Annotated in this window: 31 protein-coding genes and 4 pseudogenes; 11 read left to right on the top strand and 24 right to left on the bottom strand. The window is 41.3% G+C overall.

What is annotated here, in order from left to right; translation table 11 throughout:
- Position 1: 1 nt before the first annotated feature.
- On the bottom strand, positions 2-967 hold the full coding sequence (gene hutG, locus E8L90_RS03495; protein ID WP_137028009.1) for a formimidoylglutamase: 966 nt from the start codon (positions 965-967) through the stop codon (positions 2-4).
- 110 nt (positions 968-1,077) lie between these two features.
- On the opposite strand from hutG, the gene E8L90_RS03490 reads away from it, so the two are divergent.
- Complete coding sequence (locus E8L90_RS03490; protein ID WP_137028008.1) at positions 1,078-1,968, top strand: LysR family transcriptional regulator; 891 nt, start codon at positions 1,078-1,080, stop codon at positions 1,966-1,968.
- A gap of 37 nt (positions 1,969-2,005) precedes the next feature.
- Here the strand turns inward: E8L90_RS03490 and E8L90_RS03485 are convergent, their stop codons facing one another.
- A complete protein-coding gene (locus E8L90_RS03485; protein WP_137028007.1) occupies positions 2,006-3,094 on the bottom strand; it encodes a hypothetical protein in 1,089 nt (362 codons plus the stop codon).
- Positions 3,095-3,325: 231 nt separating this feature from the next.
- On the opposite strand from E8L90_RS03485, the gene E8L90_RS03480 reads away from it, so the two are divergent.
- From E8L90_RS03480 to E8L90_RS03465, 4 genes are all read left to right on the top strand, one after another.
- Positions 3,326-3,514: a PLDc N-terminal domain-containing protein gene (locus E8L90_RS03480; RefSeq protein WP_137033256.1), complete on the top strand. Its 189-nt coding sequence runs from the start codon at positions 3,326-3,328 to the stop codon at positions 3,512-3,514.
- Positions 3,515-3,834: 320 nt separating this feature from the next.
- Positions 3,835-4,665: a lipase family protein gene (locus E8L90_RS03475; protein WP_137033255.1), complete on the top strand. Its 831-nt coding sequence runs from the start codon at positions 3,835-3,837 to the stop codon at positions 4,663-4,665.
- 38 nt (positions 4,666-4,703) lie between these two features.
- On the top strand, positions 4,704-5,522 hold the full coding sequence (locus E8L90_RS03470; protein WP_137028006.1) for a lipase family protein: 819 nt from the start codon (positions 4,704-4,706) through the stop codon (positions 5,520-5,522).
- Between the two features lie 157 nt (positions 5,523-5,679).
- On the top strand, positions 5,680-6,093 hold the full coding sequence (locus E8L90_RS03465; protein ID WP_137028005.1) for a hypothetical protein: 414 nt from the start codon (positions 5,680-5,682) through the stop codon (positions 6,091-6,093).
- A gap of 265 nt (positions 6,094-6,358) precedes the next feature.
- On the opposite strand, the gene E8L90_RS03460 is transcribed toward E8L90_RS03465, so the two are convergent.
- From E8L90_RS03460 to E8L90_RS03410, 11 genes and pseudogenes are all read right to left on the bottom strand, one after another.
- The gene (locus tag E8L90_RS03460) at positions 6,359-6,493 is read right to left on the bottom strand and encodes a cyclic lactone autoinducer peptide (RefSeq protein WP_137028004.1); all 135 of its coding nucleotides are present in this window, start codon (positions 6,491-6,493) and stop codon (positions 6,359-6,361) included.
- The gene (locus E8L90_RS03455; protein WP_137028003.1) at positions 6,483-7,019 is read right to left on the bottom strand and encodes an accessory gene regulator ArgB-like protein; all 537 of its coding nucleotides are present in this window, start codon (positions 7,017-7,019) and stop codon (positions 6,483-6,485) included. The genes E8L90_RS03460 and E8L90_RS03455 overlap by 11 nt, the downstream gene beginning before the upstream one ends.
- On the bottom strand, positions 7,012-7,668 hold the full coding sequence (locus E8L90_RS03450; protein ID WP_137028002.1) for a hypothetical protein: 657 nt from the start codon (positions 7,666-7,668) through the stop codon (positions 7,012-7,014). The genes E8L90_RS03455 and E8L90_RS03450 overlap by 8 nt, the downstream gene beginning before the upstream one ends.
- A 358-nt stretch (positions 7,669-8,026) precedes the next feature.
- Positions 8,027-8,296, bottom strand: a complete 270-nt coding sequence (locus E8L90_RS03445) for a hypothetical protein (RefSeq protein ID WP_137028001.1) — start codon at positions 8,294-8,296, stop codon at positions 8,027-8,029.
- Positions 8,297-8,760: 464 nt separating this feature from the next.
- Positions 8,761-9,273: a DNA polymerase III gene (locus tag E8L90_RS03440; protein WP_137028000.1), complete on the bottom strand. Its 513-nt coding sequence runs from the start codon at positions 9,271-9,273 to the stop codon at positions 8,761-8,763.
- A gap of 14 nt (positions 9,274-9,287) precedes the next feature.
- Positions 9,288-9,929: a hypothetical protein gene (locus E8L90_RS30595; RefSeq protein ID WP_244297144.1), complete on the bottom strand. Its 642-nt coding sequence runs from the start codon at positions 9,927-9,929 to the stop codon at positions 9,288-9,290.
- Positions 9,930-10,324: 395 nt separating this feature from the next.
- Positions 10,325-10,585, bottom strand: a complete 261-nt coding sequence (locus tag E8L90_RS03430; protein ID WP_137027999.1) for a hypothetical protein — start codon at positions 10,583-10,585, stop codon at positions 10,325-10,327.
- A 53-nt stretch (positions 10,586-10,638) separates the two neighbouring features.
- Positions 10,639-10,941, bottom strand: coding sequence for a hypothetical protein (locus E8L90_RS03425; RefSeq protein WP_137027998.1), 303 nt, complete (start codon positions 10,939-10,941; stop codon positions 10,639-10,641).
- On the bottom strand, positions 10,941-11,246 hold the full coding sequence (locus E8L90_RS03420) for a hypothetical protein (protein ID WP_137027997.1): 306 nt from the start codon (positions 11,244-11,246) through the stop codon (positions 10,941-10,943). The genes E8L90_RS03425 and E8L90_RS03420 overlap by 1 nt, the downstream gene beginning before the upstream one ends.
- A gap of 94 nt (positions 11,247-11,340) precedes the next feature.
- A pseudogene (locus tag E8L90_RS03415) lies at positions 11,341-11,770 on the bottom strand (DUF4280 domain-containing protein).
- Between the two features lie 562 nt (positions 11,771-12,332).
- Positions 12,333-12,830, bottom strand: coding sequence for a YfbM family protein (locus E8L90_RS03410; RefSeq protein ID WP_137027996.1), 498 nt, complete (start codon positions 12,828-12,830; stop codon positions 12,333-12,335).
- A gap of 385 nt (positions 12,831-13,215) precedes the next feature.
- Here E8L90_RS03410 and E8L90_RS03405 point away from each other — a divergent pair, with 385 nt between their 5' ends.
- A complete protein-coding gene (locus E8L90_RS03405) occupies positions 13,216-13,461 on the top strand; it encodes a hypothetical protein (RefSeq protein ID WP_137027995.1) in 246 nt (81 codons plus the stop codon).
- Between the two features lie 366 nt (positions 13,462-13,827).
- On the opposite strand, the gene E8L90_RS03400 is transcribed toward E8L90_RS03405, so the two are convergent.
- A complete protein-coding gene (locus tag E8L90_RS03400) occupies positions 13,828-14,964 on the bottom strand; it encodes a PepSY-associated TM helix domain-containing protein (RefSeq protein WP_279633643.1) in 1,137 nt (378 codons plus the stop codon).
- Positions 14,965-15,558: 594 nt separating this feature from the next.
- Here E8L90_RS03400 and E8L90_RS03390 point away from each other — a divergent pair.
- The 3 genes from E8L90_RS03390 (at position 15,559) to E8L90_RS31290 (ending at position 16,351) form a co-directional block, all read left to right on the top strand.
- Entirely contained in the window at positions 15,559-15,873 is a 315-nt protein-coding gene (locus tag E8L90_RS03390; protein ID WP_137027994.1) for a helix-turn-helix domain-containing protein, read from the top strand.
- Between the two features lie 20 nt (positions 15,874-15,893).
- Positions 15,894-16,076, top strand: coding sequence for a DDE-type integrase/transposase/recombinase (locus E8L90_RS31295; RefSeq protein ID WP_137027993.1), 183 nt, complete (start codon positions 15,894-15,896; stop codon positions 16,074-16,076).
- 62 nt (positions 16,077-16,138) lie between these two features.
- Positions 16,139-16,351 carry an IS3 family transposase gene (locus tag E8L90_RS31290; RefSeq protein ID WP_162309035.1) on the top strand — a complete coding sequence of 71 codons (213 nt, stop codon included), beginning with the start codon at positions 16,139-16,141 and terminating at the stop codon, positions 16,349-16,351.
- Between the two features lie 39 nt (positions 16,352-16,390).
- On the opposite strand, the pseudogene E8L90_RS03375 reads toward E8L90_RS31290, so the two are convergent.
- From E8L90_RS03375 to E8L90_RS30585, 6 genes and pseudogenes are all read right to left on the bottom strand, one after another.
- Positions 16,391-16,774, bottom strand: a pseudogene (locus E8L90_RS03375) (terminase large subunit domain-containing protein); the annotation flags it as partial.
- A gap of 22 nt (positions 16,775-16,796) precedes the next feature.
- A complete protein-coding gene (locus E8L90_RS03370) occupies positions 16,797-17,150 on the bottom strand; it encodes a P27 family phage terminase small subunit (RefSeq protein WP_137027991.1) in 354 nt (117 codons plus the stop codon).
- 643 nt (positions 17,151-17,793) lie between these two features.
- Complete coding sequence (locus E8L90_RS03360) at positions 17,794-18,096, bottom strand: hypothetical protein (protein WP_137033251.1); 303 nt, start codon at positions 18,094-18,096, stop codon at positions 17,794-17,796.
- Positions 18,097-19,092: 996 nt separating this feature from the next.
- Positions 19,093-19,509: pseudogene (locus E8L90_RS31215) on the bottom strand (DUF4280 domain-containing protein); the annotation flags it as partial.
- Between the two features lie 287 nt (positions 19,510-19,796).
- Positions 19,797-20,198, bottom strand: coding sequence for a hypothetical protein (locus E8L90_RS30590; RefSeq protein ID WP_244297143.1), 402 nt, complete (start codon positions 20,196-20,198; stop codon positions 19,797-19,799).
- Entirely contained in the window at positions 20,192-20,440 is a 249-nt protein-coding gene (locus E8L90_RS30585; protein WP_244297142.1) for a hypothetical protein, read from the bottom strand. Before E8L90_RS30585 ends, E8L90_RS30590 begins: the two co-directional genes overlap by 7 nt.
- Positions 20,441-20,882: 442 nt before the next feature.
- Here E8L90_RS30585 and E8L90_RS03340 point away from each other — a divergent pair, with 442 nt between their 5' ends.
- Positions 20,883-21,140 carry a MafI family immunity protein gene (locus tag E8L90_RS03340; protein WP_137027987.1) on the top strand — a complete coding sequence of 86 codons (258 nt, stop codon included), beginning with the start codon at positions 20,883-20,885 and terminating at the stop codon, positions 21,138-21,140.
- 295 nt (positions 21,141-21,435) lie between these two features.
- Here the strand turns inward: E8L90_RS03340 and E8L90_RS03335 are convergent, their stop codons facing one another.
- The 3 genes from E8L90_RS03335 to E8L90_RS31285 all read right to left on the bottom strand — a co-directional run bounded on the left by E8L90_RS03335 (position 21,436) and on the right by E8L90_RS31285 (position 22,470).
- Positions 21,436-21,777: a hypothetical protein gene (locus E8L90_RS03335; protein WP_162309034.1), complete on the bottom strand. Its 342-nt coding sequence runs from the start codon at positions 21,775-21,777 to the stop codon at positions 21,436-21,438.
- A gap of 254 nt (positions 21,778-22,031) precedes the next feature.
- The gene (locus E8L90_RS30085) at positions 22,032-22,205 is read right to left on the bottom strand and encodes a hypothetical protein (RefSeq protein WP_167497577.1); all 174 of its coding nucleotides are present in this window, start codon (positions 22,203-22,205) and stop codon (positions 22,032-22,034) included.
- On the bottom strand, positions 22,186-22,470 hold the full coding sequence (locus tag E8L90_RS31285; RefSeq protein WP_137027985.1) for an ORF6C domain-containing protein: 285 nt from the start codon (positions 22,468-22,470) through the stop codon (positions 22,186-22,188). The genes E8L90_RS30085 and E8L90_RS31285 overlap by 20 nt, the downstream gene beginning before the upstream one ends.
- An 89-nt stretch (positions 22,471-22,559) precedes the next feature.
- On the opposite strand from E8L90_RS31285, the pseudogene E8L90_RS30580 reads away from it, so the two are divergent.
- Positions 22,560-23,093 (top strand): annotated as a pseudogene (locus E8L90_RS30580) (site-specific integrase).
- Positions 23,094-23,509: 416 nt separating this feature from the next.
- Here the strand turns inward: E8L90_RS30580 and E8L90_RS31210 are convergent.
- Positions 23,510-23,899 carry a helix-turn-helix domain-containing protein gene (locus E8L90_RS31210; RefSeq protein ID WP_341870806.1) on the bottom strand — a complete coding sequence of 130 codons (390 nt, stop codon included), beginning with the start codon at positions 23,897-23,899 and terminating at the stop codon, positions 23,510-23,512.
- Positions 23,900-23,903: the final 4 nt, after the last annotated feature.

Raw genomic sequence — 23,903 nt, 5'->3', positions numbered from 1 at the left:
CTTAGTTCTCTAGTAATCCCATGATGGCTTCATTCGTCAAGTAAGCACCTAACTTTACTGTTCTGCCGTTTTCATCTAAACTCGGATTCACTTCACAAATATCAAAAGAAAGCGTTTTCTTATGAGCGGCAACGGTACGGATCAAAGTACGAACAACCATTGGTGTTAAGCCGAAAGGAGATGGAGCACTTACTCCCGGTGCAAAAGCTGCATTTAAAACATCTGTACATAGCGTCAGCATGACATGGTCGTGCTTTTCGATGAATTCGCTTACAGATAAACTAATTTCATCCATTCGTGCGTCTGTCATCTCTTCTTCATACACATAGCGCACACCAAGCTCATCTGCTTTATCAAATAGCTCTTGCGTATTTCCGAAGCGCTGAATCCCCAACACAAAATAGCTACTATTTTTGTCATGTTCTAGTATTTGTCGAAACATCGTCCCCGATGAAGGCTGAACTTCATAGGAACGCAAGTCGAAATGAGCGTCAATATTGATAATGCCCAGAGAAGCCTCTTTTCCAATATGCTTTCGGACACCTACGTAATGTCCATACAATGTCTCATGGCCTCCGCCTAAAATAATGGGCGTCATGGCTTTGGAAAAGATTGCAGAGACGGCGTTCCCCAATTTTTCTTGAGCAGCTTCTAGCTCTTCGTTTGGACAAGTAATATTCCCCACATCAACAATCCGTTTTCCCTCCACCACTTTCCAAGGAAGGCTTGCAAGCGCTTGCCGAATTGCGTTTGGAGCTTTGGCTGCACCTAATCGTCCTTGATTGCGCCTCACTCCCTCTTCACATTCAAACCCAATGATAGCGACTGTGCGATCCTTGGCAGCTTGCAATGTATCCAAGTCCGATATTTCTACAATCTGATGGTAGCGAAAACTGCTTCTTCTCTCCGTATGGTCAGTCCGGCCGGTCCACAAATCTGCTGATACATTCATTGGCAAGCTATTCATCCTTTCTGAACCTTTTGTTTATTGATTATATAATGACAAACTTATTATTTCTAATATATAATTTGAATAAATTGATAGCTTAAAGCTATAAATAGGAGTAATCGATCCAGATGGATATTAAACATTTGCACTATTTTGTGACAGTTTGTGATCAGTTGAGCTACTCCAAAGCCGCACAAAAGCTGCATATTTCACAGCCTTCCTTGAGTAACGCGATCAAAAATCTGGAGCAAGAAGTCGGCTCTCCTCTGCTAGAGAGAAATACGAGAAAAATGGAAATGACGGATGCTGGTAAAATTTTGTATCAGAAATCGTTGCTGCTTCTTTCTCAAATGAACATGCTGAAAAAAGAGATGGAAGAAGTAAAGCTGACCGGGAGCGGAGATCTCATCATCGGCATCATTGAGTCCGTAAAGCATTGGATTCCAAAAGTCATTCGTGGATATCAGGGGCGTTTTCCCTCTATTAACATCAAGCTAATCGAGGTGCTGAGCGGGAAAGCTGTAAAGGAATCACTGCGGAAGTATCATACGCATTTGCTCATAACCAACCAATTCATCGATGAAGAAGATATCGAATCCCGTCCTCTGTACGATGAGCGCTTAATGCTGGTCCTGCACAAGGATCATCCTCTGGCGGAAAAAGAATCGGTTCGGTTGAAAGACTTGGCTAATGAGCCATTCATCATTAGTACAGAGGGCTTTCAGACGAGAGAGGATATTTTAACCGCCTTTTCATTTGAACAAGTCAACCCGCAAATTAAATTTGAGATTGAGCGCTTTGAAACCGCGTTGACGTTAGTGAGGGAGAATCTGGGGGTTACGATTATTCCGGAGAACTATTTGTTTGGATCAACAGATGCTTCGCTTGTTCGGAAAACGATTGATTCGCCTGCGTTGGAGCGGACGGTTTATTTGGCGTATATGAAAAATCGTTATTTGGCCCCGGCGATGCAGGCTTTTCTAGAGGAGGTTCGGGGGAAGTTTCCTTCCAAAACATAGCCAATACCCTCTACATCCCATAGAGTGTATTGGGTTCCTACTTCTGAGGAATCGTCACCGTTAACTCTTCTTCCTTATTCTTCTGATAATCTTTCTTCCAATAAAGAAGCTCGGTTTCACTCTTCCATTCGAGTGGGAAGTAGTCCGTGTGATCATCGGACTGAAGCAGCTTTTCCTGCTTCATGGTAGCCAAATCATACAGCCATATGTCTTCTGTCTCTTCGTCCTCCATCCCGTATTTTTCTTTAGCAACTCTCCCACTTCCTAAAGAAAATGCTGCCCATTTCGAATCTGGTGAGAAATGGAATTGGGAAATATACGAAAAAGGCTCACTCATTTTATCGTTTGCCACTTGATAGATTTGTCCGCCCCGATGTCGGCTCGTTCCCGTATCCAATAAGAGATACGTAGAATCGGGAGACCATGTAAAGAAATAGCGATCGATGGCAGCCTCTTTTATTGGGGAGGGTAAATCGTTGCCAACCTTCCAAATGTATGCCTGCCCCTCTTCGGTAGTTCCCTTATAATAGGCAACTGCTTGAAAGTTCGGCGACCATTCGGCGTGAAATGTATCCTCGCTTGTATACAGCTTCTGCTCGATCTTGTCCATTTGCTGCCATGTTTCCGGATTCACCTGTATCCTTTCCGCCTCCACGGTTGTCTGTGGATAAGTAGCGGGATCAAAAAGATGATAGAAATACTTCAAACCCTCTTTTCCAATTACTTTTACATGGTGAGTCGAACGTTCATAGTAGCGGGCGTTTCGGCGATCCCCGTCCTTGTCGGGTAGGTGAAATGTGTATTCATCCTCTTTCCACTCCCCCTGATATGTTCCCCCTTTCACTTTTTCTATTTCACGTATTTTATGGAGAACTTGATAAGGAGACAGGGGTTCTTTTTGTTGTTCTTCCGGGCTAGCGGTTGGAAATGGTTTAGTTGTTGGTTCTTTCTCCGTTTCTTGATTTGGTGTGACGGCTGGAGTAGGGCTTGGTTTTGCTGTGGTCTCTGTTGATTTGCCGGTGTTCTCCGATGTGATCGGTTTGATCGTTTCCTGTTGACACCCAGCTATCAATGCGACCATGCAGAGCATCGACAGCCATTTTATTTTGTTCGAAGCTTTTCTCAATGCTTACACGCCTCCGAGTATGGTAAAAAGTAGAAAGAATACATTCCGATTATACCAATTTTTACATATTCTATCGACTAGGCTATTCTTCTACTTTTTGACCGAGTCTACGTATAGAATAAATCCATTACACAATTCCCTCATCTTTTTATATAATTGGGAAGGTCTTGAAAATATTCAAAAGCAGGTGATCCTTTGGTTAGTGTAGGCGTTGGTCCCTCTACCTTTATTATGCTTCTTCCGGTCCTTCTCTTCTTATTTTTGAACGTGCTGAATATTGTGATCAGTATTTGGGCATACCGTGATGCGAGGAGACGAGGGAATAGCAATGAGTTCTCCATTATCGTGCTTGTTGCGTTATTGGTTTTTCCGATTATAGGGTTGATTGTTTATTTGTTGATTCGGAAAGATAAGTTTTGAAAAGTAAGGAATTCTCTTGTCCTTACTTTTTTATTTTTCCCTTCGTACATCCCTCCACATCTCGCCCGCTCTCGGAATCACCTTTGCTTCCAGCCTGGATAGTGGTGCGCCCAGGCAGAACCGAGCCATGGAATGATGATTTCGCCTTTTTTCATCAGACTTCCGAACGGCTAGTTGGCTATTTTCTTCATACAAGCACGCATTCCACCCTAAAAACATAAGCTCATGATAAGTATCATTCGAATAGGATTTCCCTGCTTTCATTTGGGAGGGACAGACAAGAGTTCGATCTATTCTTGTTCGGAAAGGAATTTGTCTACATGGTTTTCTCGGACGAAGACAACATGTTTACTAGTCAGGCTGCCATTTTCCTTGCGGCCATGAGCTACCAGACTTATCCATTATATTTTGAAGGGAAGCTTATCTTACCCAAAGGTTTTCAACTCCGATACACCATTCGCGCTTCTGCTGACGTAGAGAATCCAACTGAACATCTGTATGGTTTTGTGGCAGAATCAAAAGATGAAATCATCGCTGCCTTCAGAGGGTACGCAGCATATCCAGCAGACCTTTTGGCAGCCTATGACATCCTACAAGTCCCTTATCCTTTTGTTACAGATGCAGGAAAAACCTCACGTGGATTTACATGCCTTTATCAATCAACACGGGATCGGTTCGTTAGAAAAATAAATCAGTTTTCCGCATCTAAAAAGCTGTTTATAACCGGACACAACTACGGCGGTGCGCTAGCAGTACTGGCAGCTTTCGATATTGCGGTAAACACGCAGTTTAGGCACCCAATCGTTTACACCTATGGGAGTCCGCGTATTGGTGACCCCCACTTCGCTTCACGCTTCAATAAAGTCGTTGCCAATAGTCTACGCATTGTCAATGTTCACGACTCTTTCCCTACCTTCCCCGATCAAAAGTATCCGCCTCCTTTTACCCAGGAAGGCATCTATTATCAGCATGTAAAAAGCAAGTTTCCTCTCTCGTTTCAACTGAATAATACGCCTCGCAATGATAGTATCGCCTGCTATTTTCATAGCCTCACACAGCTTGACCCTGATTACGCCCAAACGCTCTGTATGGAAAACCCAGGGTTTTGTCCCGATACCGATACGTGTATTCCGTTTCAAGGCAAATGCTAGCTTTTACAGTCTGGAACCCCAGAAAGGGAGACACATGAATGATCGTTCGTATTTATAACAGCGAAGATGCGATTTTACTTGCGGCCATGATCCATCAGGCCTATCAGCTTTTTGAAGCAGATTCACTTATCTTGCCAAAAGGTTATCGTCAGCGCGCGACGATTCAAGCATTGGCTGGTGTTGAGGAGCCGGAGCCGGAGGTATTTGGTTTTGTAGCCGAGTCATCAGACAGTATCGTTGTTGCTTTTCGGGGTACACGCACATTTAACGACAATGAGTCTGATCAAGATTTGTATCAAGTCCCCTATCGTTTTGTCAGAAAGGCAGGAATGACCCATCGTGGGTTTACTTGTATATATCAATCCGCGCGAGATGAATTGATTCGGGAGTTGAGCAAGCTCCCTAGATCGAAAAGACTATTTGTTTCGGGGCACAGTTTAGGGGGAGGGTTGGCCGCACTTGCTGGTTTGGATATTGCGTTGAATACAAAGTTTGCGCATCCTTTTGTGTATACATATGGGAGCCCGCGTGTCGGAGATCCGGTCTTTGCTTCGCGGTTTAATGAGACTGTAAAGAACAGTGTTCGGATCGTGAATGTCCATGATATTATTCCGACTTTGCCGTCCAAGGTGTACCCGTCTCCGTTTACGAAGAAAGGATTGTACTATCAGCATGTGGATCGGAAGTATTTGTTGGATTTTCAATTGAATAGTGTAGCTGTAAGGAATCATGAAATTGTTTGTTATTTTAAATTTCTGGCGCTGGAGGAGCCTGGGTTTACGGAGAGGTTGTGCGAGGAGAATGAGGGATTTTGTCCGGATACGGGGATGTGTGTCCCGTTTTTAGGGGGATGTTGATTCAATGGAATCACTCTCTTTTTTTATGCCTTGTTTATCACGCCGTGAGAGATTTCAAAAAAGTTATTGATAACCGTTATCACCGAAGTTATAATGGTTATAATTTCCAAATATTTACTTTCGCTCATGAATGAGCAAAAAAGGAGGCATTACGATTATGAAAAAAGCCATTTTAGCAGGGGCATTAGGAATTGCAGTACTATCGGGTGTATCTTTGCCAGGATTGGAAGTCTCAAAAGCTAGCGCAGCAACAACGGTTTTAGACATGCAAGAGGTTACAAAATACTATTCTCTGAGTTCATACGAAGTGACACAAAAGGAATCTTTTTCGCTTAAAAAGGGCGACGAACTTACGATTTTTGTAAACAATTCAGGATTCCCGATTTCTTATACAGTCTTTGATGCGGATAATCAAGTGATTGGTACATACCAAGCTAATTCACCTTACGGACGCGTATTCCAAGCACAAAAAGACGGCAATATTTCAGTACAATTTCAAGCTGGAGCGAATTCTTCCTATATGAAAAAAATGAATTTTACAGCTAAATTCGCTCTTTCTAAGTTTCATTAAACATTAAGCGAAAAGGGCTGTCTCAAAAATCGATTCTCTGAATAAGAGACAGCCCACTTCCATTCATTAACGATTCACAAAACAGCGTTGTTGGCGTCAACGAATTAGGCTCAAAAAACAAGAAACCCCCTTGTCTACCAAGGGGGTTAGATAATTTGTAACGCTCTGAAAGAAGCAGTCTATAAGTACAATACAATGTTCTGTTTACAAAGTTAAGATTTACAGAGTCGCAATGCGGCAACCAGTTGTCACCGTTCATTGCCCCTTATTTCTTTAATTCCTCTGGAATCTCAGGTTTCCCCACGAAACCGAAGGATGCTGTAGTTACCGCCAATACCGCAACAAATGAAGCAATTACTGAAACATGCTTCGCTACGAACATCATCGCCTTATTTCTCATCTTTTCCACCTCCTTTCAGTGGAATTAGCGTCAGCGATTGCACAAAGAAGGTCTTAATCAGTGTCTCGCTGCCTATGTAAAATAATGAACTGACGATGATAATTGAGATGGTCTTAAGGAGAAAAGTCTGGTTCTGTTTGAATAGTCGTGATTGCATTTCCATATCTTGCGGTGCAAAAAGTGCTACTAAGACTAATGTGATGATAATAATCGGGGTGACAAAATCATTAGGTAGGGGAATGACAGGGATGAATACGGCTCCCACTATACTTGTCATGGTGCAGTAGACAGACGATGAATAGTGAAAACCTCCTGAAAATTGACGTAGTACTAAAAATCCGGCCAGTGTAAGTAAAGTACCTTGAAATGTCCCTATCATGAGTGAAATGGTAAGGCTACTCGTAATGATGAGCAGCATGTTGATGATAAGGATTAACCCAAATTTCATGGTAGGGACTGACTTCGTTTCATGTGGATTGATCGCCTTTAGTTGGATTGCTATTCTTTCAGCAAGAGTTTCAATCATATTCCCCATCCCTTTTTATAGCCAGCCATGCCAGTATCGTGATTCCGATTGCCATCCCAAAGAAAATCCACACTAAGGAAGCAATTCCATATGTACTTGCTAATTTAAACAAGACCGTTATCAATACACCTGTTACAATGATCAGTGACAAAATCACCATGTTGACTCTATGGTAAAGAGAGAACGGCGCTCCGTCCCTGACAAATGTAAATTGCAGTCTACATTTCCGGAGTCCAAAGCATAATGCAAAGGTAAGGAATGCGGAGATTGTCTGGAATATAAACCCCGTGTAGATGGTTCGATCCCGTAATGATTCGATTGTCTCTAGGGTTCCTATGACGGACAGGAAGAACACTTCCACCATCTGAATTCCCAAGTAGATTCCTGCTGTTATCATAGTCATTAAGGCAGCATGTCCCCAATTCACGTTCCATACCAAGATTAATGCCCCAAAGATAATCGCGACTTGAGCTATGGTTGCGTAGTCTCCATATGGCGTAAATTGTCGTAGCCCAAACGAGAAAAGCATTAATACCAGACTCACAAAGAGAATTCGGTTGATATGCACCAAAAAACCAAATCGAAATAGCGTAGTCATAAGAGCAAATATCGCGAGGTATTCCAATGTTGAAAATAGGACAAACAGCATGTAACGTTTTCACCTCAATTACTTATATGAGGGTTATATTCTACGAAAAAGGACAGGTTCCTGCTTTTATTTACCAGTTTTGACATTTTAGAGTGGCACTGCGTCACCTAAGTACAGAAGTGTGATTTTTGAAGGGAATAAAGCTTGAGGTAGAAGTTATCAAGATAATAAGCTTGTCGTTTGTACGACATTAAGGACATACAAATCCCCCCGGAATCTGAACAGAACATACAAACGAGTCTTAAAGAGCGTGGACATTCCAAAAATACGTTTCCATGACTTAAGACATACTTATTTATCTAGGCGACTTATTCATCGTAATTTTATCTAACGAAAAGCAAGCTTTCATTATTTTTGACTATGAAACTGTATATACCACCGATCCTAATGGTATATTTGACGGTTTAACCGATTTACCAAGACATATCCCTAGCATTTTTTTATCAGTCGGTGAATTAGAGACTTGAACTGAAACAACTTCCAATTCTAACTCTTTGTGTTTAGGTGTCCGAACTACAATACAGTCACCAATCCTATCTAAAGAAGCGAGAATAGGATTAATTCCAACTATAATAGTTCCATGTTCTTTGGATTCAAACACATCTCCAACGTCCATTAACTTTTGCATTTAAAACACTCCCTTTTTATCTGCCTTGAATATAAAGTTCGTCCTTAACGATCGTATACGGAGTCCAGCATTTTTCAATCTTGTGATTGCATCTCGTAGCAGAACAAAAGAAAAAGCACCACAATTAGGTGCTAATTCAAAATTTCAGCAATACTTGCCCTATTCTCAATTACAAATAACACCAATGGCGTCATAAACAGTAAGCACATTGGAGTCTCTGTTAACAGCATTTTCAAGAATTGAATTAATGACACTACCCATGTAAATATATCAAGCACACTTCCGCCTCCCCATTTACCATCTTGATCCAAATGTGGAGAGATGTCCATAATGAGTATACAAAAACTGCCCGGTTATTTACCCGAGCGGCTTATGCATCGAGCTTAGCCTTAGTATAGAGCGTTTATTGATACACTTTCAAAAACCGTCAGTAATGTCAGATGTATCAAGCATCAAATCATAGTTTACGATTTTTCTTCACACACTCGAATAATCTCTTTAGGTATTGACTCAAACACTAATATCTCTGGTTTTGGATAAGGTCTTTTTAACAAGTATTCTTGCAGTGTCACCATGCTATTCCAATACAACTTAATCCAATGCTCAATGCTTTCTCCTGTGTCAAAGTTCAAGGCTTCTTCATCAAAATCCTTGAAATCATCGTAGAACGCCTGGTCATAAATAGAGATGGATATCTCACTATCAAATACGAGAGTTTTATCCGTAAACACAGGAAAACAAAACGACTTAAAAAAGCGATTAGCTATATCAACACCTATAGCTTCTTTAAAATTAACCCATTCAGGTATACCAAAAGGTCTCAAACTTTCAGTCTTTTCAATTTTTACTCTACCACCGTTACTATAACGATTATTAGACTTTGTAAAGTATTGTATTCCTTCTTGCATGACTTGTTCTTCCGAAACAAAATGTGTGTGATTTTCAGGTAAATAAGCATGATACAACAATAAACTCACTTTCTCTCACCCACTCATTCTTTATTTCTTGGCACATAAGGGAAGTGTGAACTTCTGGTAGGGTCATCTAGGTGTTCAAAAACTCTGTGACTTCCCGTTGGAGTATCAGGTGTACTGATGTTTCCGTCAAATTGTTTATAATACTTGGTTATCCGGTTTGGATTCGGATTATTAGGATTTGGCAAGTTTGAAAATGCCTTATCAGAATTAGTCATTGTTTCTTGCCTTAATTTCTGTACATTAACATCTTTCCCATATTGTGACCTATTAGGGGTAGATGGTCTACTTGGGTCATACAGGTGCTTTTCAGAATGTGGATTGACAAAATCTTTGGCATTGCTTCCCCCACCGGGTTTTGTAGGGACAGGGGTTTTGCCCGTTCCCTTCTTAAACGCATTCACTATATCCTTAACATTTTTACTTCTGCCCAGCGTAAGTGCACTCAAGGCAAGTCCACCAATTGCAAGTGCATCCTCAAGATTGATATCCTCATCCAGCAACGTATCCAAGTCTTCTTGCATTGGCTCGATAAAGCCTTCCTTCACAAACACTTCAATACCCTTTGGTAAATCCTCTGCTACCTTTTTCAAACCTTTTGGCAAGTCATTAGCAGCTTTCTCCAAGGCCCCTGGCAGTTCACTTGCCGCTTTTTGCATCGCAGCTGGAACGTCTCCCAGCATTGAGATTCATTTGACGAAATTATCCCACATGCTAGGCTTTTCGCAAGCTGGTCCTTGTCCAAAACCAGCAGCAGACGGCCCGCTGTTAACTTGGAACCCCCTGACTTACGACAGAATTTTTTCCCGCTATGCTCTTCACTTACCATTTCAACAAAAGAGCCGCCCGGTACTTTACCCGAGCGGCTTATTTATCGTGCGTAGCCTTAGATAGAGCGTTTATCGATCCACTTTCAAAAAACGTCAAGAACGTCAGATGTGTCAACCTGTTAGATAACCTAAACAAATTTACTACTTATATGAGGGATTGACACCGCACTGGTTATCCCTCAGGAGAAAAAAGCCCCATTATTAGTAAACTTCGCAATCAATTCTTAATCGTAGCTTATCAATCTTTTTCCTATTAAATCCTCGGCATTATAGTCTCCAGGCTCTAATTGAAGAGTTATGGATTCTATGGGACTAATGTATTCCCGCCCGTTAACCAATGCAACTTCTTTTACATTATAAGACTTTGAATTATCGGTTTCATCATGAAGAACTTTACCCTTAAGATCCCCATTAGGCTTTCCTTCGATAGCGACTATATTGGCAACCTTGATAAAGAAAGCTGTTTTGACCTCAATTGAAAACATATTCTCGCCTCCTCAATATCCCTTGTTTCAATATTAGGAATGCCGTAACCTTTTCAGTATTTTATTAGTTTTTCGGCAGCTTCAATTTCTACGGTCAGTACTGTTCTTGGCGTTTGATCGGGTATCGTTGGATTCTGCCTTAATTGTATTGTTTTCTCATTCCAAGTGACAGCCTCTGCCCCACGGTAATCTAAATATCTTTTTGCCTCTTCTGACTGGTCAATTATTCCCCCCTGTTTTTCAAATGCCTTTTTCATCCTATCAAATTTAACTGGATCCATTGAACTAGTAGAATCCCCGGTACTTCTTGTAAGACCTGCACCTGTCTTCTTCTTTCCTTTTCTTACAGCATCCACTAAATCCTTAATGTTTTACTTCTGCCCAGCGTAAGTGCACTCAAGGCAAGTCCACCAATTGCAATTCCATCCGCAAGATCAACTTTACCATCCCGCAAAATATCCAAGTCTTCTTGCATTGGCTCGATAAAGCCTTCCTTCACAAACACTTCAATACCATTTGGTAAATCCTCTGTTGCCTTTTTCAAACCTTTTCGCAAGTCATTAGCAGCTTTCTCTAAGGCCCCTGGCAGCTTACTTGCCGCTTTTTGCATCGCAGCAGGAACGTCTCCCGGCATTGAGATTCCTTTGACGAAATTATCCACATGCTAGGCTTTTCCTGTGGCTTTTCGCAAGCTGGTCCTTGTCCAAAACCAGCAGCAGACGACTCGCTATTTGTTGACGAATAATTTCCTATCGTCACACCACCAAATCCTGCCCGTCATCTTCGATCTTGATCTGCCCACAATAGAAACACATATTTGTTGATTTATTTAACAATGCCGGATAGTCACCGGCCATTTTGTTCCGCTTTCCCATCTATCCATGGCATTGTTGTCAGAGGTATGCACGGCATTGGCGTAAGTACACCGTTGTTAGCTGCCGTGGCTGAGGCGACTGTGGGATTTTGTAAGCTGCTGCACTTTCCAAAGGGCATGATATTTACATTTGGAACAAAATCCATGATGTTCATTTGCAGTTTCCCTTTTACAAAAACACCATGGCTGAACAGCATTTTCAGCCGACTCTGTTTACTTCCGCTGCTGCAAGATAAAATAGCTCCCACAACCACGTAGCTCTTGCGTTCTGCACTTGATTGTTGGATGTTGATACCTTCAATGTTGGGCATTCAGTCTCCTCCTCTCTGTAAAGGATTCAATACAGATGGAAGACTCATGGTGATCGATATGTTAAATATCCAATATATATAAGGGAACAATGCCCTTGTTTTGAGATATCGGATATAGAAAGGTCAAGAACAATAGGTATAAAATAACAAATATACCTTTGTTTTAAAAATGCCGCCTTGTCGGTGCGGAATCTGCCCCGCTCGATATACCTGCAACATGAATTACAATAGGCTAATCTTGCAATGCGGTGCTAAAAATACAAAAGGAAGCTGCTGACAACTTTGAGAGAAATATGAAAAAATGACGTTCAGGTTGCTTTCGTTGAATCAAAGTTGTTAAAATGTTATCAAGCGACAATCTCTTGGGAGTTATGTAATCAGGGTGGCTCGACATCTGGGTATGAGCTGCTGCCGGGTCATGGAGAAAAAAAATAACCGCCCGTAGGCGGCTGGTGAATAACTTTCTATGCTATAACTATACACTAGGAAAAGCGTCACATTACTCCGATATGAGTGAAACAAATAGCTTTTCTGGACATACACCGATGAAAGAGAAGCGGTTTTAATAAATGCTGATCAATATGTCATGCCCCTGGGCAAGGCTTTGTTCATAAAAATGAGCTAACTGGTTAAGTTCCGTTATAAGTTCTGCGAAACGTTCCTCAGCTTCATCGTCCACCCAAATATCTGGATAAATCTGTTTCGCTCTAAAATCGGCTGGCTTGTATTGTTGCTGCAAGACGGTCCTATCCATAGAATGAAGAGCTTCTAAAATGCGAGGAAGCTCATCAGAGCCAATGACGCTTACGAATTCTTCAGTATCCAGCACGTGGACTCCGACAATAGCCTCGCTTAATGGATTGTCCTCAATCGGCTGTGAGGCAGAGATCCCTGTTAGCAGATAATGCAATCCGTCCCATAATTTATCCATCTCATACACGGGGCAGCGTTGTTTTTCCATAAGCTCCTCGATCTTCCCAACGATATGGGAATTGTCTAACTGGGCAACTTCATCCGCTAAAGCATCGTTTAATGATAAGTAACAGGCCATGATTCCCATCGTGTATTTTCTCCTTTATTTTCTATCATTTTATTCATATACGGATACGCCAAACTTCTTCCATTTTGTAGGCAGTTTGTCGCCCCATGCTTATATTGACTGAAGTAATCCTCCAAATTCTCGGTTTCCTAGTCGATCATAATATTCTCAACATCGTAATTTGATCCCATTGATCGTCGCGTATTTCGTATCGTCTTCTTATAAGGGAAGATTACCATGTTTTGGGTAGATTTGATAGTTTTCAAGGTGCACATACGGTAGAACAAGCTGCAACCATTCCCACTCCTTTCTCTCAAATAAAAATGCCACACTAAATACGAGTGACATTTCTCTACTAGTAGCACAGCATCACACAGCGCTGCACAACACAACGGGAGGGATAGCCATGACAACCGAAACAAAGCCGGTATGCTTTAACTTGAACGATCCGCTCGAAAAGGAAATGTGGGAGCTCACAAAAAAGATGAATATCAGCGGCTGGGCGAAAGTACATTTACGTCCATTAGCATTAGCCCGTATTGCTGAACGGGAATCGCAAGAAAAAAAGACTGGGGCCCCTGTTACAGTACGAAGGGTAGCGAATGCGATCGATGTACCGAACGCTAACAAAAGAATCTTTTTGACTACATAAAACCAATGATATATTCATTACATTTCTTTCATTTAAAACCCAAAAAAAGCTTAGGAACAACTCCTAAGCCTTTCTATTATTGAGTAATGATTGATTTGAAATCAGATTTTTTAAATAGCTCGTTTAAACAAACTCCATTCTGAAAAATATTAATCAAAATGGAGTTAAACCTTTTTTACTTAAGTATGAGATTTTTTAATAAAGTTTGATTAATTTTGTATTCCTTATTTCACTAAAGCACCCCGTTAGTTGAATAAGAAACTTTAATTGCTGGAGGTTTTCTCATTTCAAAATGTTTTACGAGAGGCATAAGAATTTCATTATTTCAGGTTAGGTTACACGGGATTTAACATCGTCGTCATGTGTTTATACTACGGCTTTGTCGATTTTCTGTTTCCGTTTGTTCTTTTTCTTATACCACCACATATAGACTCCAGTGAACATCAGTATAGATGGAGTAAGACCACCGATGGCATACAAAATTTTAGTAAATAATCCACCAAAACTACCTGTATGTAATGGAAGGTGCCATGTTTGATACATAAGCCCACTATTAACATGTGGATCTAGCTTGCCCACTACTTTTCCGCTATACTGATCTATCCATACTTTTACATTTCCATTGCCTGGATCAAATGAATTGCTGATACGAAATTCCACTGCGCCTTCTGGGTTTCCTCTTTCCACCTTTTTGGGCATTCTAACCTGCATAAGTGTTCCCTGAGGTACTTCTTTTTCAGCCCTACTGAACAATTCATCAAGTGGAAGTTTCCCACTGGGAAGAGCTTTTGAGATAAGCTGCTCTTCTGGAGGCATCACCTTTGCTTCTGCACCAAACCAACCAAAAATCATGTCATCATACGCGAAAAGTGCTCCTGTTAACGAAACAACCAATAAAAACGGAATGGAAACTCCACCAATGACTTTATGTAGATCATATTGCCGTACGTAAGGGTTGGCATTACGTCTTAAAATAAACCCACGTGCCCATTTTTTTATCCCTGGCCACCATAAATATAATCCTGATAATGTAATGAAAAAGAAAATAAATCCAATCATACCGATGATTTTCTCACCATTGAAATCTTTTAACAGCAACTTTTCATGAAACTCCGTTATTAGCTTGAATAATCCTTTATCCCCTAATGTTCCATTTATGTATCCTGTTCCTGGATCTACAAATATGTTTAGTTGTTCCTTTCCTTCTTTAAGGCGGAATAAATAAACTCCTCGAGCGTTAGGTTCATTTGGAGTGTATACACGATCAATTTGACCTTTTGGATGTGCTTCTGATACACCCTGCAAGGCTTGCTGATACGTAACTTTTTCACCTTCCGTTACTTTATACAAATTAGGATGCAGCATGCTGTTTATTTCAGGTTCAAACACAAGCAAACTTCCTGTTAAGCCAATGAGTACTATAAAAACCCCTGCTAGCATACTAAGCCATAAATGAATTTTTGAGATGATTCTACGTGTTGTAATATAAATTCCTTCTTTCAAAAAGTAGTATGAAATTATGAACGTAATAAATAATAAAAAGAATGATTATCATTGTCAATTGAAATATTTATAACTACTAAAAATATGCCATTATGTTCATCGTTATTTACATTTAATAGTTATAAATATTTAAATAACTAAATATTAAAATAGAAAATTAGTAAATTAGTATCAGTATGTGTATTTCGTTAGGTTTGATATGCTTAGTCACAAAACCGTCCCTTTCGTTCCCACGTTTCGAACACGTCCATCTTATCTAGCTCTGACTTATGCCACTCCATGTAGTCCTCTTTTAAAAGCACTTCTAGTATTGTTATGATGCCACCTCTATCACGACCTGTCTTGATACACTATTCATCTACTGTTGGTGTTCTACGCCGATCTGCCGAATAGTTTCCGATCACGCTTAATACCTTCCGCTCAATGTCAGACTGCAAATCTAATCACCCTTTTCACCAAGAACATTTGTTCCTGTTTTATGACGAGTGACAAAAAAAGAAAAGCCCCTTGTCTACTGTAGTACCCCCCTTAAAGTAAACATTGGAAAAACACCCTGGTGTTAAAACCGATGAATATTTTAGGGGGTGCTTTTTCGTGGCTAAAAAGGGGCAAAAATTCCAGTCATTTAGTTATGCGTTGAAGAAGAAAGCTATTGAGATGAGGCTACAGGGAATGACGAAACAGCAAGTGGCTGATGAATTGGGGATAGTGGATGTTCAACGGCTGAAAGTGTGGATGAGGCAATTCCGGTTGTATGGCGATTTTGGACTGATGGATCACCGTGGACGCCGTAAGGAGTATGTAGATAAAGATCGTTACTTGAAGCTTTTAGAAATGGAGAATGCTGTCCTAAAAAAGTGGTTAAAAATTACGAAGAAGGAGGTGTACAAGACAAATACCAACTCGTAAATCAGAAATGGGTAACAGATATGACGCAGTATCGTGTATGTGACAAATGGTTGTACCTTTCAGCTATAAAAGACCTGTTTAATAATGAAATTGTGGCATATCACATGAGTCTTCGAAATGATAATGACCTTGTTTTACAAACCTTTCTCAAAGCATTTGAAAAACATAAGGACGTGACTGGATTGATCGTTCACAGCGACTAAGGATTCCAATACACGTCCTACGCTTATCACGACATGTGCCAAAGGTTGGCGCCCAAATCAGCATGTCCCGTCGAGGCAATTGTTACGACAATGCCTCTATGGAAAGCTTCTTTTCTCATCTCAAGACAGAAGCCCTCTATTCTTATGATATACGAACTATGGATGAGGTACAAAGACGAATCGAGGAATTCATCCATTTTTACAATAACAATCGACCACAAAGAAAATTAAACAAACTGACGCCGGTTCAGTACCGACGCCAGTTTGCAGCCTAGGTATTTTTTTCATTGTCTACTAAATAGGGTCTTGACCATCCCTGATCGGCGACTAAGTAAAGCGAGCGCCCAAGCCAGCGCGGCAACAAGCCGAGTCTTACCATTTTTGCGAGGAATAAAAATAAACGCCTCTTTATAGCGGCGTTCCTCGGTGCCTGCTCTAAAAAATCCTAGCAGGTTGTATATGATGAACTTTTGCCAAGGTTCAAGAAGGAACGGCTTACCGCGTAACGGCGTCCCGTCTAGTGCCTCTCCCTTATCGTGAACAAAGGTTCGTTCGATGATGCCGATAACAAACTCTGCATCCTTCGTTCGAAAATCATACTCCGGGTTTTCTAAGTCTTTGAGAAATCGTCGGCACGCTTGAACCAACTCTCTGCCAGCGATCTTCCTACCCTTGACAATGCTCTTGGCGTACTTCATTACAACGTCAAGGTTCTTTGCCTCACTCAAGTCCACTTAGCGCTGCAGCCAGCGCGGACGTCTTTTTCTTCTCAATCTTGATTCCGTCGATGGTTTTCGGATTCAAGCACAAGCGATCCGTGTACGCCAAACTATCTTTTCGGAGGGATTCGAGTGTAGCGACGATAGGCGCTTTTTTCGTACTACCATCCGCCGTTGAAACTTCGTATTGGTACCCCTCCGAAGCAAAGCGCCCATTCAAAACAGCGTATTGCTCCACCAGTTCTGCATAGATTTCGATGATCCGATCGTACTCTTTTTTGTACGTTCCCAAGCTTTTCATATCACGAATGGTCGTGCGTTTCACCGCCGCTTTCGTCACTTTAGCCACCGCCATCACCTCCCGAAAAAATTTTTCCCAGAACTCGCGCTATTGGAAAGGGCTGGCCGAGTCGGTCCACGGAAAAAAATAAAAAATTTTAAAAAGTGGGGGGATATTTTTCCTCAAACTTTGAACGAACTCTTTCCTGCCAAGCTAGTCCTAATGCCGTTAGCTCGTGAGTCACCCTCTCATGCATAGCGTTGTGCTGCTTGTCACTAAGAGAAATAAGGTTCCAGTCCACGAACGCTAGTTCAGGGTAAAACTCCAACGGGTAAATATGATGCACAGTAGTAGCTGGTTCAGTCTTACCGTACCGCTTACTCTCCTGACACATGTATTTATCGCTTCGTAAGATAGCTTCCCGCTTCCGCTTCCAACGCCGTGACTTGTATACCGACTGGCTCAATAATCTTCCCTCCTTTCAAACTTGTCGGACCAAAGCAAAAACAGCCCGGTTATATTCCCTCGAGCGGTTTAGTCATCGTGCGTAGCCTTAGTATAGAGCGCTTTTTAATTGACTTGCAAAAACCGTCAAGAACGTCAGGTCTGTCAGATTTGTAAACCTTTCAAAAGTATAGTGAACATATTTCTCCATCGAAGCCAATCTGTATGATATGATCATCGTAAAATCGTCCTAGATACTATCCATTGCTACACTCTACTCTATGGGATTACCGTCTGACAAATCCCTATTGAAATAAACTATTGATCCCTTCTTTATTTCCTCGACATTCACTCGTTCTTGAATATTTATTCCTATAAGTGGGCTATTTGAAATCGAAAATGACACACTAATATCTTTAACCCAAAATTCGAAATCCGTTCCATTCACGCTGCTTACGACTATCTTTGAACCAACTATTCTTTTTAGTTGTGTAATGTCGTGTGTATCTGATTCAACAAAGCTAACGATTAGCACCAACCCCCGCCCGGGCATATCAACTACATTATCTAATCTCATTATTTCCAAAAGATTTTCTCCCTTCTATCGACGATCAATGAAAAGTAATTCCCTTACATCTCTGATTCTGATTCCTGCGTTTCGTAGCCTAGATATTCCATCGCGTAAAAGCATATTTCTTTCTGTTTGTGCTAAATCAGGAGCAAACCTTGCAGCACGTATACTTGCTTGTGCTTCATCCAACGCAAAATTCCTAATAATGGGCCTAAGTTCTTCATCCATGACTTGGAAGGACCTTCCAGCTAGACCCGCTTCATAATGCCCTACTACTTCGTGTGCTATGGTTGCTTTTCCAGTAATTCTGCTATTCGCAGACAATTTCCCTGCTGCATTTGAAGGAAGAACGTCATTATTAATGTTTAGAATCGTATCAAATAATAACCCTGTCGGGGAGGTATCATCAGGACCTGCTACATTAATGTTTTCCTTCGGCATCCCTAACTTTTCAGCATAATTTGTAAGTTCCTTGATTTGGCTCTCAGTTAAAGGTAGCTCATTACGTAGACCATTAGTATCTTTAATCTTCCTTAAATTGTTTTGACCTCCACCAGTTCTCTTCTTCCCTTTCCTTGCAGCATCCACAAAATCCTTAATGTTTTTACTTCTCCCCAGCGTAAGTACACCCAAGGCAAGTCCGCCAATTGCAATTCCATCCGCTAGATCAACTTTATCATCCCGCAACGTATCCAAATCTTCTTGTATTGGCTCGATAAAGCCTTCCCTTACAAATGCTCCAACACCCTTAGGTAAATCCTCTGCCGCCTTCTGTAAACCTTTTGGCAAATCATTTGCTGCTTTCTCCAAAGCGCTTGGCAACTCACTTGCCGCTTTTTGCATCGCAGCAGGAACATCTCCCAGCATCGAGATTCCTTTGACGAAACTATCCCACATGCTAGGCTTTTCCTGCGGCTTTTCGCAAGCTGGTCCTTGTCCAAAACCAGCAGCAGGCGGCCCGCTATTTGCTGACGACTGATTTCCTATCGTCACACCACCCAAATCCTGCCCGTCATCTTCAATCTTGATCTGCCCACAATAGAAACACATATTGGTTGATTTATTCAACAATGCGGGGTGGCCATCAACCAGGTTATCCGCTTTCCCATCAATCCATGGCATTGTCGTCAAAGGTGTACATGGCATTGGTGTAAGTACACCATTATTGGCTGCTGTGGCAGAAGCGACTGTGGGATTCTTTAAGCTGCTACACTTTCCAAATGGCATGATATTAACGTTAGGAACGAAATCCATGATATTCATTTGCGGCTTTCCTTTTACAAAAACACCATGGCTGAACGGCACTTTTAACCGACTCTGTTTACTTCCGCTGCTGCATGATAAAATGGCTCCCACAACCACGTAGCTCTTGCGTTCAGCACTTGACTGCTGGATATTGATACCTTCAATATTGGGCAAACAGTCTCCTCCTCTCTGTAAAGGTTTCTATACAGATGGGAGATTCTCATGTTGATCGATACATCCGATATCCAATCTATATATAAAAAGGAAATAATACCCACATAATGAGGATCGGATGTGGAACGCACACTAACAATAGACATAAAGTAACAAACACACCATTATAACCATAGGTTTTTAGAACCACAAAAGCCACTCGGTTCATTCCCGAGGGCTTCTTCATCATGGATTGCCTGAGTATTTATGCATCTGCTCTTCTTTAAAAACGTCAGTCCGCCAACCTTTCAGGAACCTAACAATTCCTCACTGTACAGCTCCTTTGCTAATCGGTTAACGATATCCCGCTTCATCTCATTTAATCGTTGTCGGGAAACTCCTACATGTCGGGCAATGCTGTTCATACGCATCCCGTCCATCATACATTCAAGGACTGTCCGGTGCTTGTTATCGCCCAAGCTGATTGCGAAATCATTGATTTGCCGCACCTTGTTCTCAAGGGTTTTCATTCGCTCGATTTGCTTTTCGTATCGCTCTTCCGAAATGGTCAAAGTGGAGAGGCGTAACCCTTTCCCGCTTGGCATGCCTCCTGTATCACCATAGGTAGCGACCAATTTCTCTTGTATCGATGGATTCGAAAATATCGCCTTGTCGATTTCCTTCCTTAGACGCTCAACCTCTTTCACCATCCAATGGTAATCCTTGATTCTTCCTCTACCTTCTGTACAACTTCAAGAGCTGGCTCGAGATTGATAAAGGCGAGCTGCCCGCTCCGATCCATTAACCCTTGATTCTCTATGATGTAATTGTCCCACTCCGGGCAGGTTTCGATTTTACCAACGTGGAGGTTATGGACACTACAGATCGATTTCTTGCCCCATTGAGTAGCGGGGCATTTTTCGCAAACACGTTCGATCAGCTTATCGTTCACCTACACCACCTACCCTTTTCTTAATTCTCATTTAATAAATCGTGTATTGTGTAAAATTTTGTATTTACTTCAAGGAATAATCATTTTAATGCATATATTGTTTGAAACATAAATCTGGAATTCGAGAGGTACTTTATATGACTCGCTCATTAAAATTAATATTATTAGGTTTCATCACAGGTCTATTAATTTGCGTTGCTTTTCCAGTCCTTCAAAATGAAGCGGCCCTGATGGGATTATGGATGATTCTGTGGAGTCGTATTAGTTTACGAAAAGGCTCTGTTTATGGAATCTGGAAGCTTTTAACCTACATAACAGTAGTGATTGGCTGGATACTCTTGCTCTTCGGGATATTTCTGACAGCCTTAGAGTACATTTTCTAAATTACCGTTGTGTTAAGCTGTTTCCCCATTCCTGCTATAATCACAGTAAGGTGGTGAAAATGATGTATCCCAATCAAAGTCAAAATATAATTCGGATTGTAAAAGAAACTAGTGGAATGCCAAAAAAAGATATGGACATCATTTTCGAGCTATTGGATCACAATGAATGGGGCGTTGCCTTGGAACATCTTTGTTCAACTATTATTGAAGAGAGAATTATTATCCAAAACGATGTATTCGAAGCAATAAAGAAGATCGGCGAATTAATGGAAATGGATCCCAACAATTGGAGCCAACTGATTCATTTAATTCAATAACTATTAAGTAAAATTAGTATGGCTGATTTCTTATTATTAACCTCCAAAGTTTGGTGATATCATGAAACTAAAAGGTGGTGTCACACTTGAAGAATCAACAGTTAATCCATCGTGATGATCAGAGCCCCCTCATCCCTTATTTTTTTCTTTGCCTTTTGTCGAAGATCACATTTCACCAACTCCCAGCAATTGAGAAACGACGGAAGATCTATTCGGATCAGGTAAAAGAAAGTCGATACATTCGCTTCAGAAAGGAACGATAGTTCCTGCACTAAATACACATTTTGTAAAGTACTCAACTTAGCGAAATTGTGATCGTGAACTCTGGGTTGATTCCTTTTGTTTTGCGATAGTATTGCTCGTCATCAACTACAATGCTTGTTGACTTGGCGCTCCGATATAGGGTAGGCCAGCGCTCAACAGTGCTTTTTGGTATCAACTGCCAAACCTTGATGTCATCCATGTAGCTCTCAAGGTCTTTGCATTCCCAGTAACCCCAATCGTGATATTTTTGTTCAAGCCAGTCGGTCAATTCAGTATCCGATAGGAAAATGTACGCATCCTCCGGATCATCTTCGCGGTAAACGTAATAGTATTCATCGAACGGACTGTTTTGCTTTTCGATTTCAACCTTCAATTCCCGCCAATTCGCTACGGGTCCCCCGCCCAAATCAATTCTGTACTCGCTCGTAACTTGTTCCTCCTTATCTCCCTGAGCATTTTGTTGTGAAGATGCATTGAAACCAATTTCTGTAACATTCGTATTTAAATACAAGATGAGTAATTGGAGTGTGAAGCCAGTGGAACTAATAATCTTTGTGTTCGAATTTATCGGTAACCTCGTAGGATTGATCCTGGAAAAGAAGATCCGCATTAAGTGCCGTTTTTAACTCAATTGATCTTGTGTATCAATCCGTTTTTCTCTTCCGCCTTGATTGCCATTTCATCTACATGCCCCGACAGGCATCCCAAGGTACAAAAATGATCAACAGATGGCTTCTTGCTTACCAATATCCACTCTGGATTGTCCCCCACGATCTCTTCATCACAAAATGCACATTTCATGGTATCTTCCTCCCCTACGAAAACGCCAACTGTCTATTGACATCTTCAATTTCTCGAAGGAGTTTTCCCTGTGGTCGCCAATCATTGATGTATTCCTTCGCCTTTCCAGATCAAGCACTCGAGTATTTCGATATGAGTCAACGCTGAAGTATCCCTTGAAATCCCGCCAAATTGACGAAAATACTTTTCCTCGCAAGCTACTGTCTTGGTAAGCTTGTCCATCTTTGCCGCCAAGGACCTGTACTGCTTGATCAAATACATCCATGATGTATTAAAAAAGGCCCTGAACCAAGCAGTAAAGTGGCAGCTCATTCCTAAAAACATCATGGATAACGTCGACTCACACAAAAGGAAATCATCACCTGGACGCCTGAGCAAGCAAATGAGTTCTTATCTTATGCTGAGAAAGACAAGTATTACATTGCGTTCGTTCTGGCTATCTATACTGGCATGAGGCGTGGAGAGCTCCTCGGCTTGCGTTGGAAAGACATTAACTTTGAACATGCTAAAATTAGCATTCAGCAAACTCTCTATCGGCCTTCTAATCAAGGCATCATCTTTCAAGAACCAAAGACCAAAAGTGCAAAACGCCGAATTGCGATCCCTCAGTTTATATTGCATGAATTGAAACTACATAAGGCAAAGCAAAACAAATTACGGCTCCAGTTTGGCGAGGGCTATGAGGATAATGATCTAGTTGTCTGCTACGATGACGGCTGACCACAAGACCCTCGCAACCTACTGAGACACTACGAACGAATCACGAAGAAAATCGGCCTCCCAGTCATTCGTTTTCACGATCTACGTCACACTCACGCCACTATGTTATTACAGATGGGCGAGCATCCTAAAGTTGTATCTGAACGTCTTGGGCATAGCCGGGTTTGAATTACAATGGATGTATACAGCCATGTCATGCCGGATATGCAAAAAGATGCTGCTGACAACTTCGAGAAAATGATGAAACAGAAACGCTCAAAATGAATTTAGTTGAATAAAGGTTGTCAAAATGTTGTCAAGCGACAATGTAGAGGGATTATGTTGTCAGGGTGGATGGATGAGGACATAAGAAAAACCCTTGATTATCAAGGGTTTCATCATTCGATATATGGTGATCCGGACTGGGTTCGAACCAGCGACCCCCACCCTGTCAAGACGCCAGACCAGTTTTGTTATGTTTTGTTGAAGTTGAATAAACCTTGATATTACAGCATTCTGTTGGTTGATATGTTTATTAGGCATTAGCTCTTATTGGTGCCCATTTTTACGTTTCGGCACCAGATTCGGCACCACTTTTCTAGCCGTCATTGTCCCTTTAACCAGCGGAGAAAAACCGTTTTTGATATTCTGAATAATCGTCCAATCCGAACCACATGAAATTGACCAGAGTTTACTAATTCGTAAGCGTGATTGACGCTAATCCCAAGTATCTTTTGAATATCCTTAGGAGTTAGAACATCATGATAATCCTTCAGCATCTCTTCATCCACTCGTAGTTGATCCAATCGTAGTTGATCCAATCGTGCTGTCCCCATTGATTTAAGCTTTTCTTTCTCCGTATTCTTCAGTAGCTCCCGATATGCACGTACCTCTTTAATCAGCGCATCTACATCCATCATCATGAGCTGCTGCAGACTCTTGTACCTTTCCTCGATCTCTGAAATCTGTTTGTCTGATAGGAAGTTGTGATCCATTCCT

It is taken from the genome of Brevibacillus antibioticus (assembly GCF_005217615.1).
GTDB classification, from domain to species: Bacteria; Bacillota; Bacilli; order Brevibacillales; family Brevibacillaceae; genus Brevibacillus; species Brevibacillus antibioticus.
The sequence above is the reverse complement of the archived record's forward strand: the minus strand, read 5'-3'. Positions and strand labels throughout refer to the sequence as shown.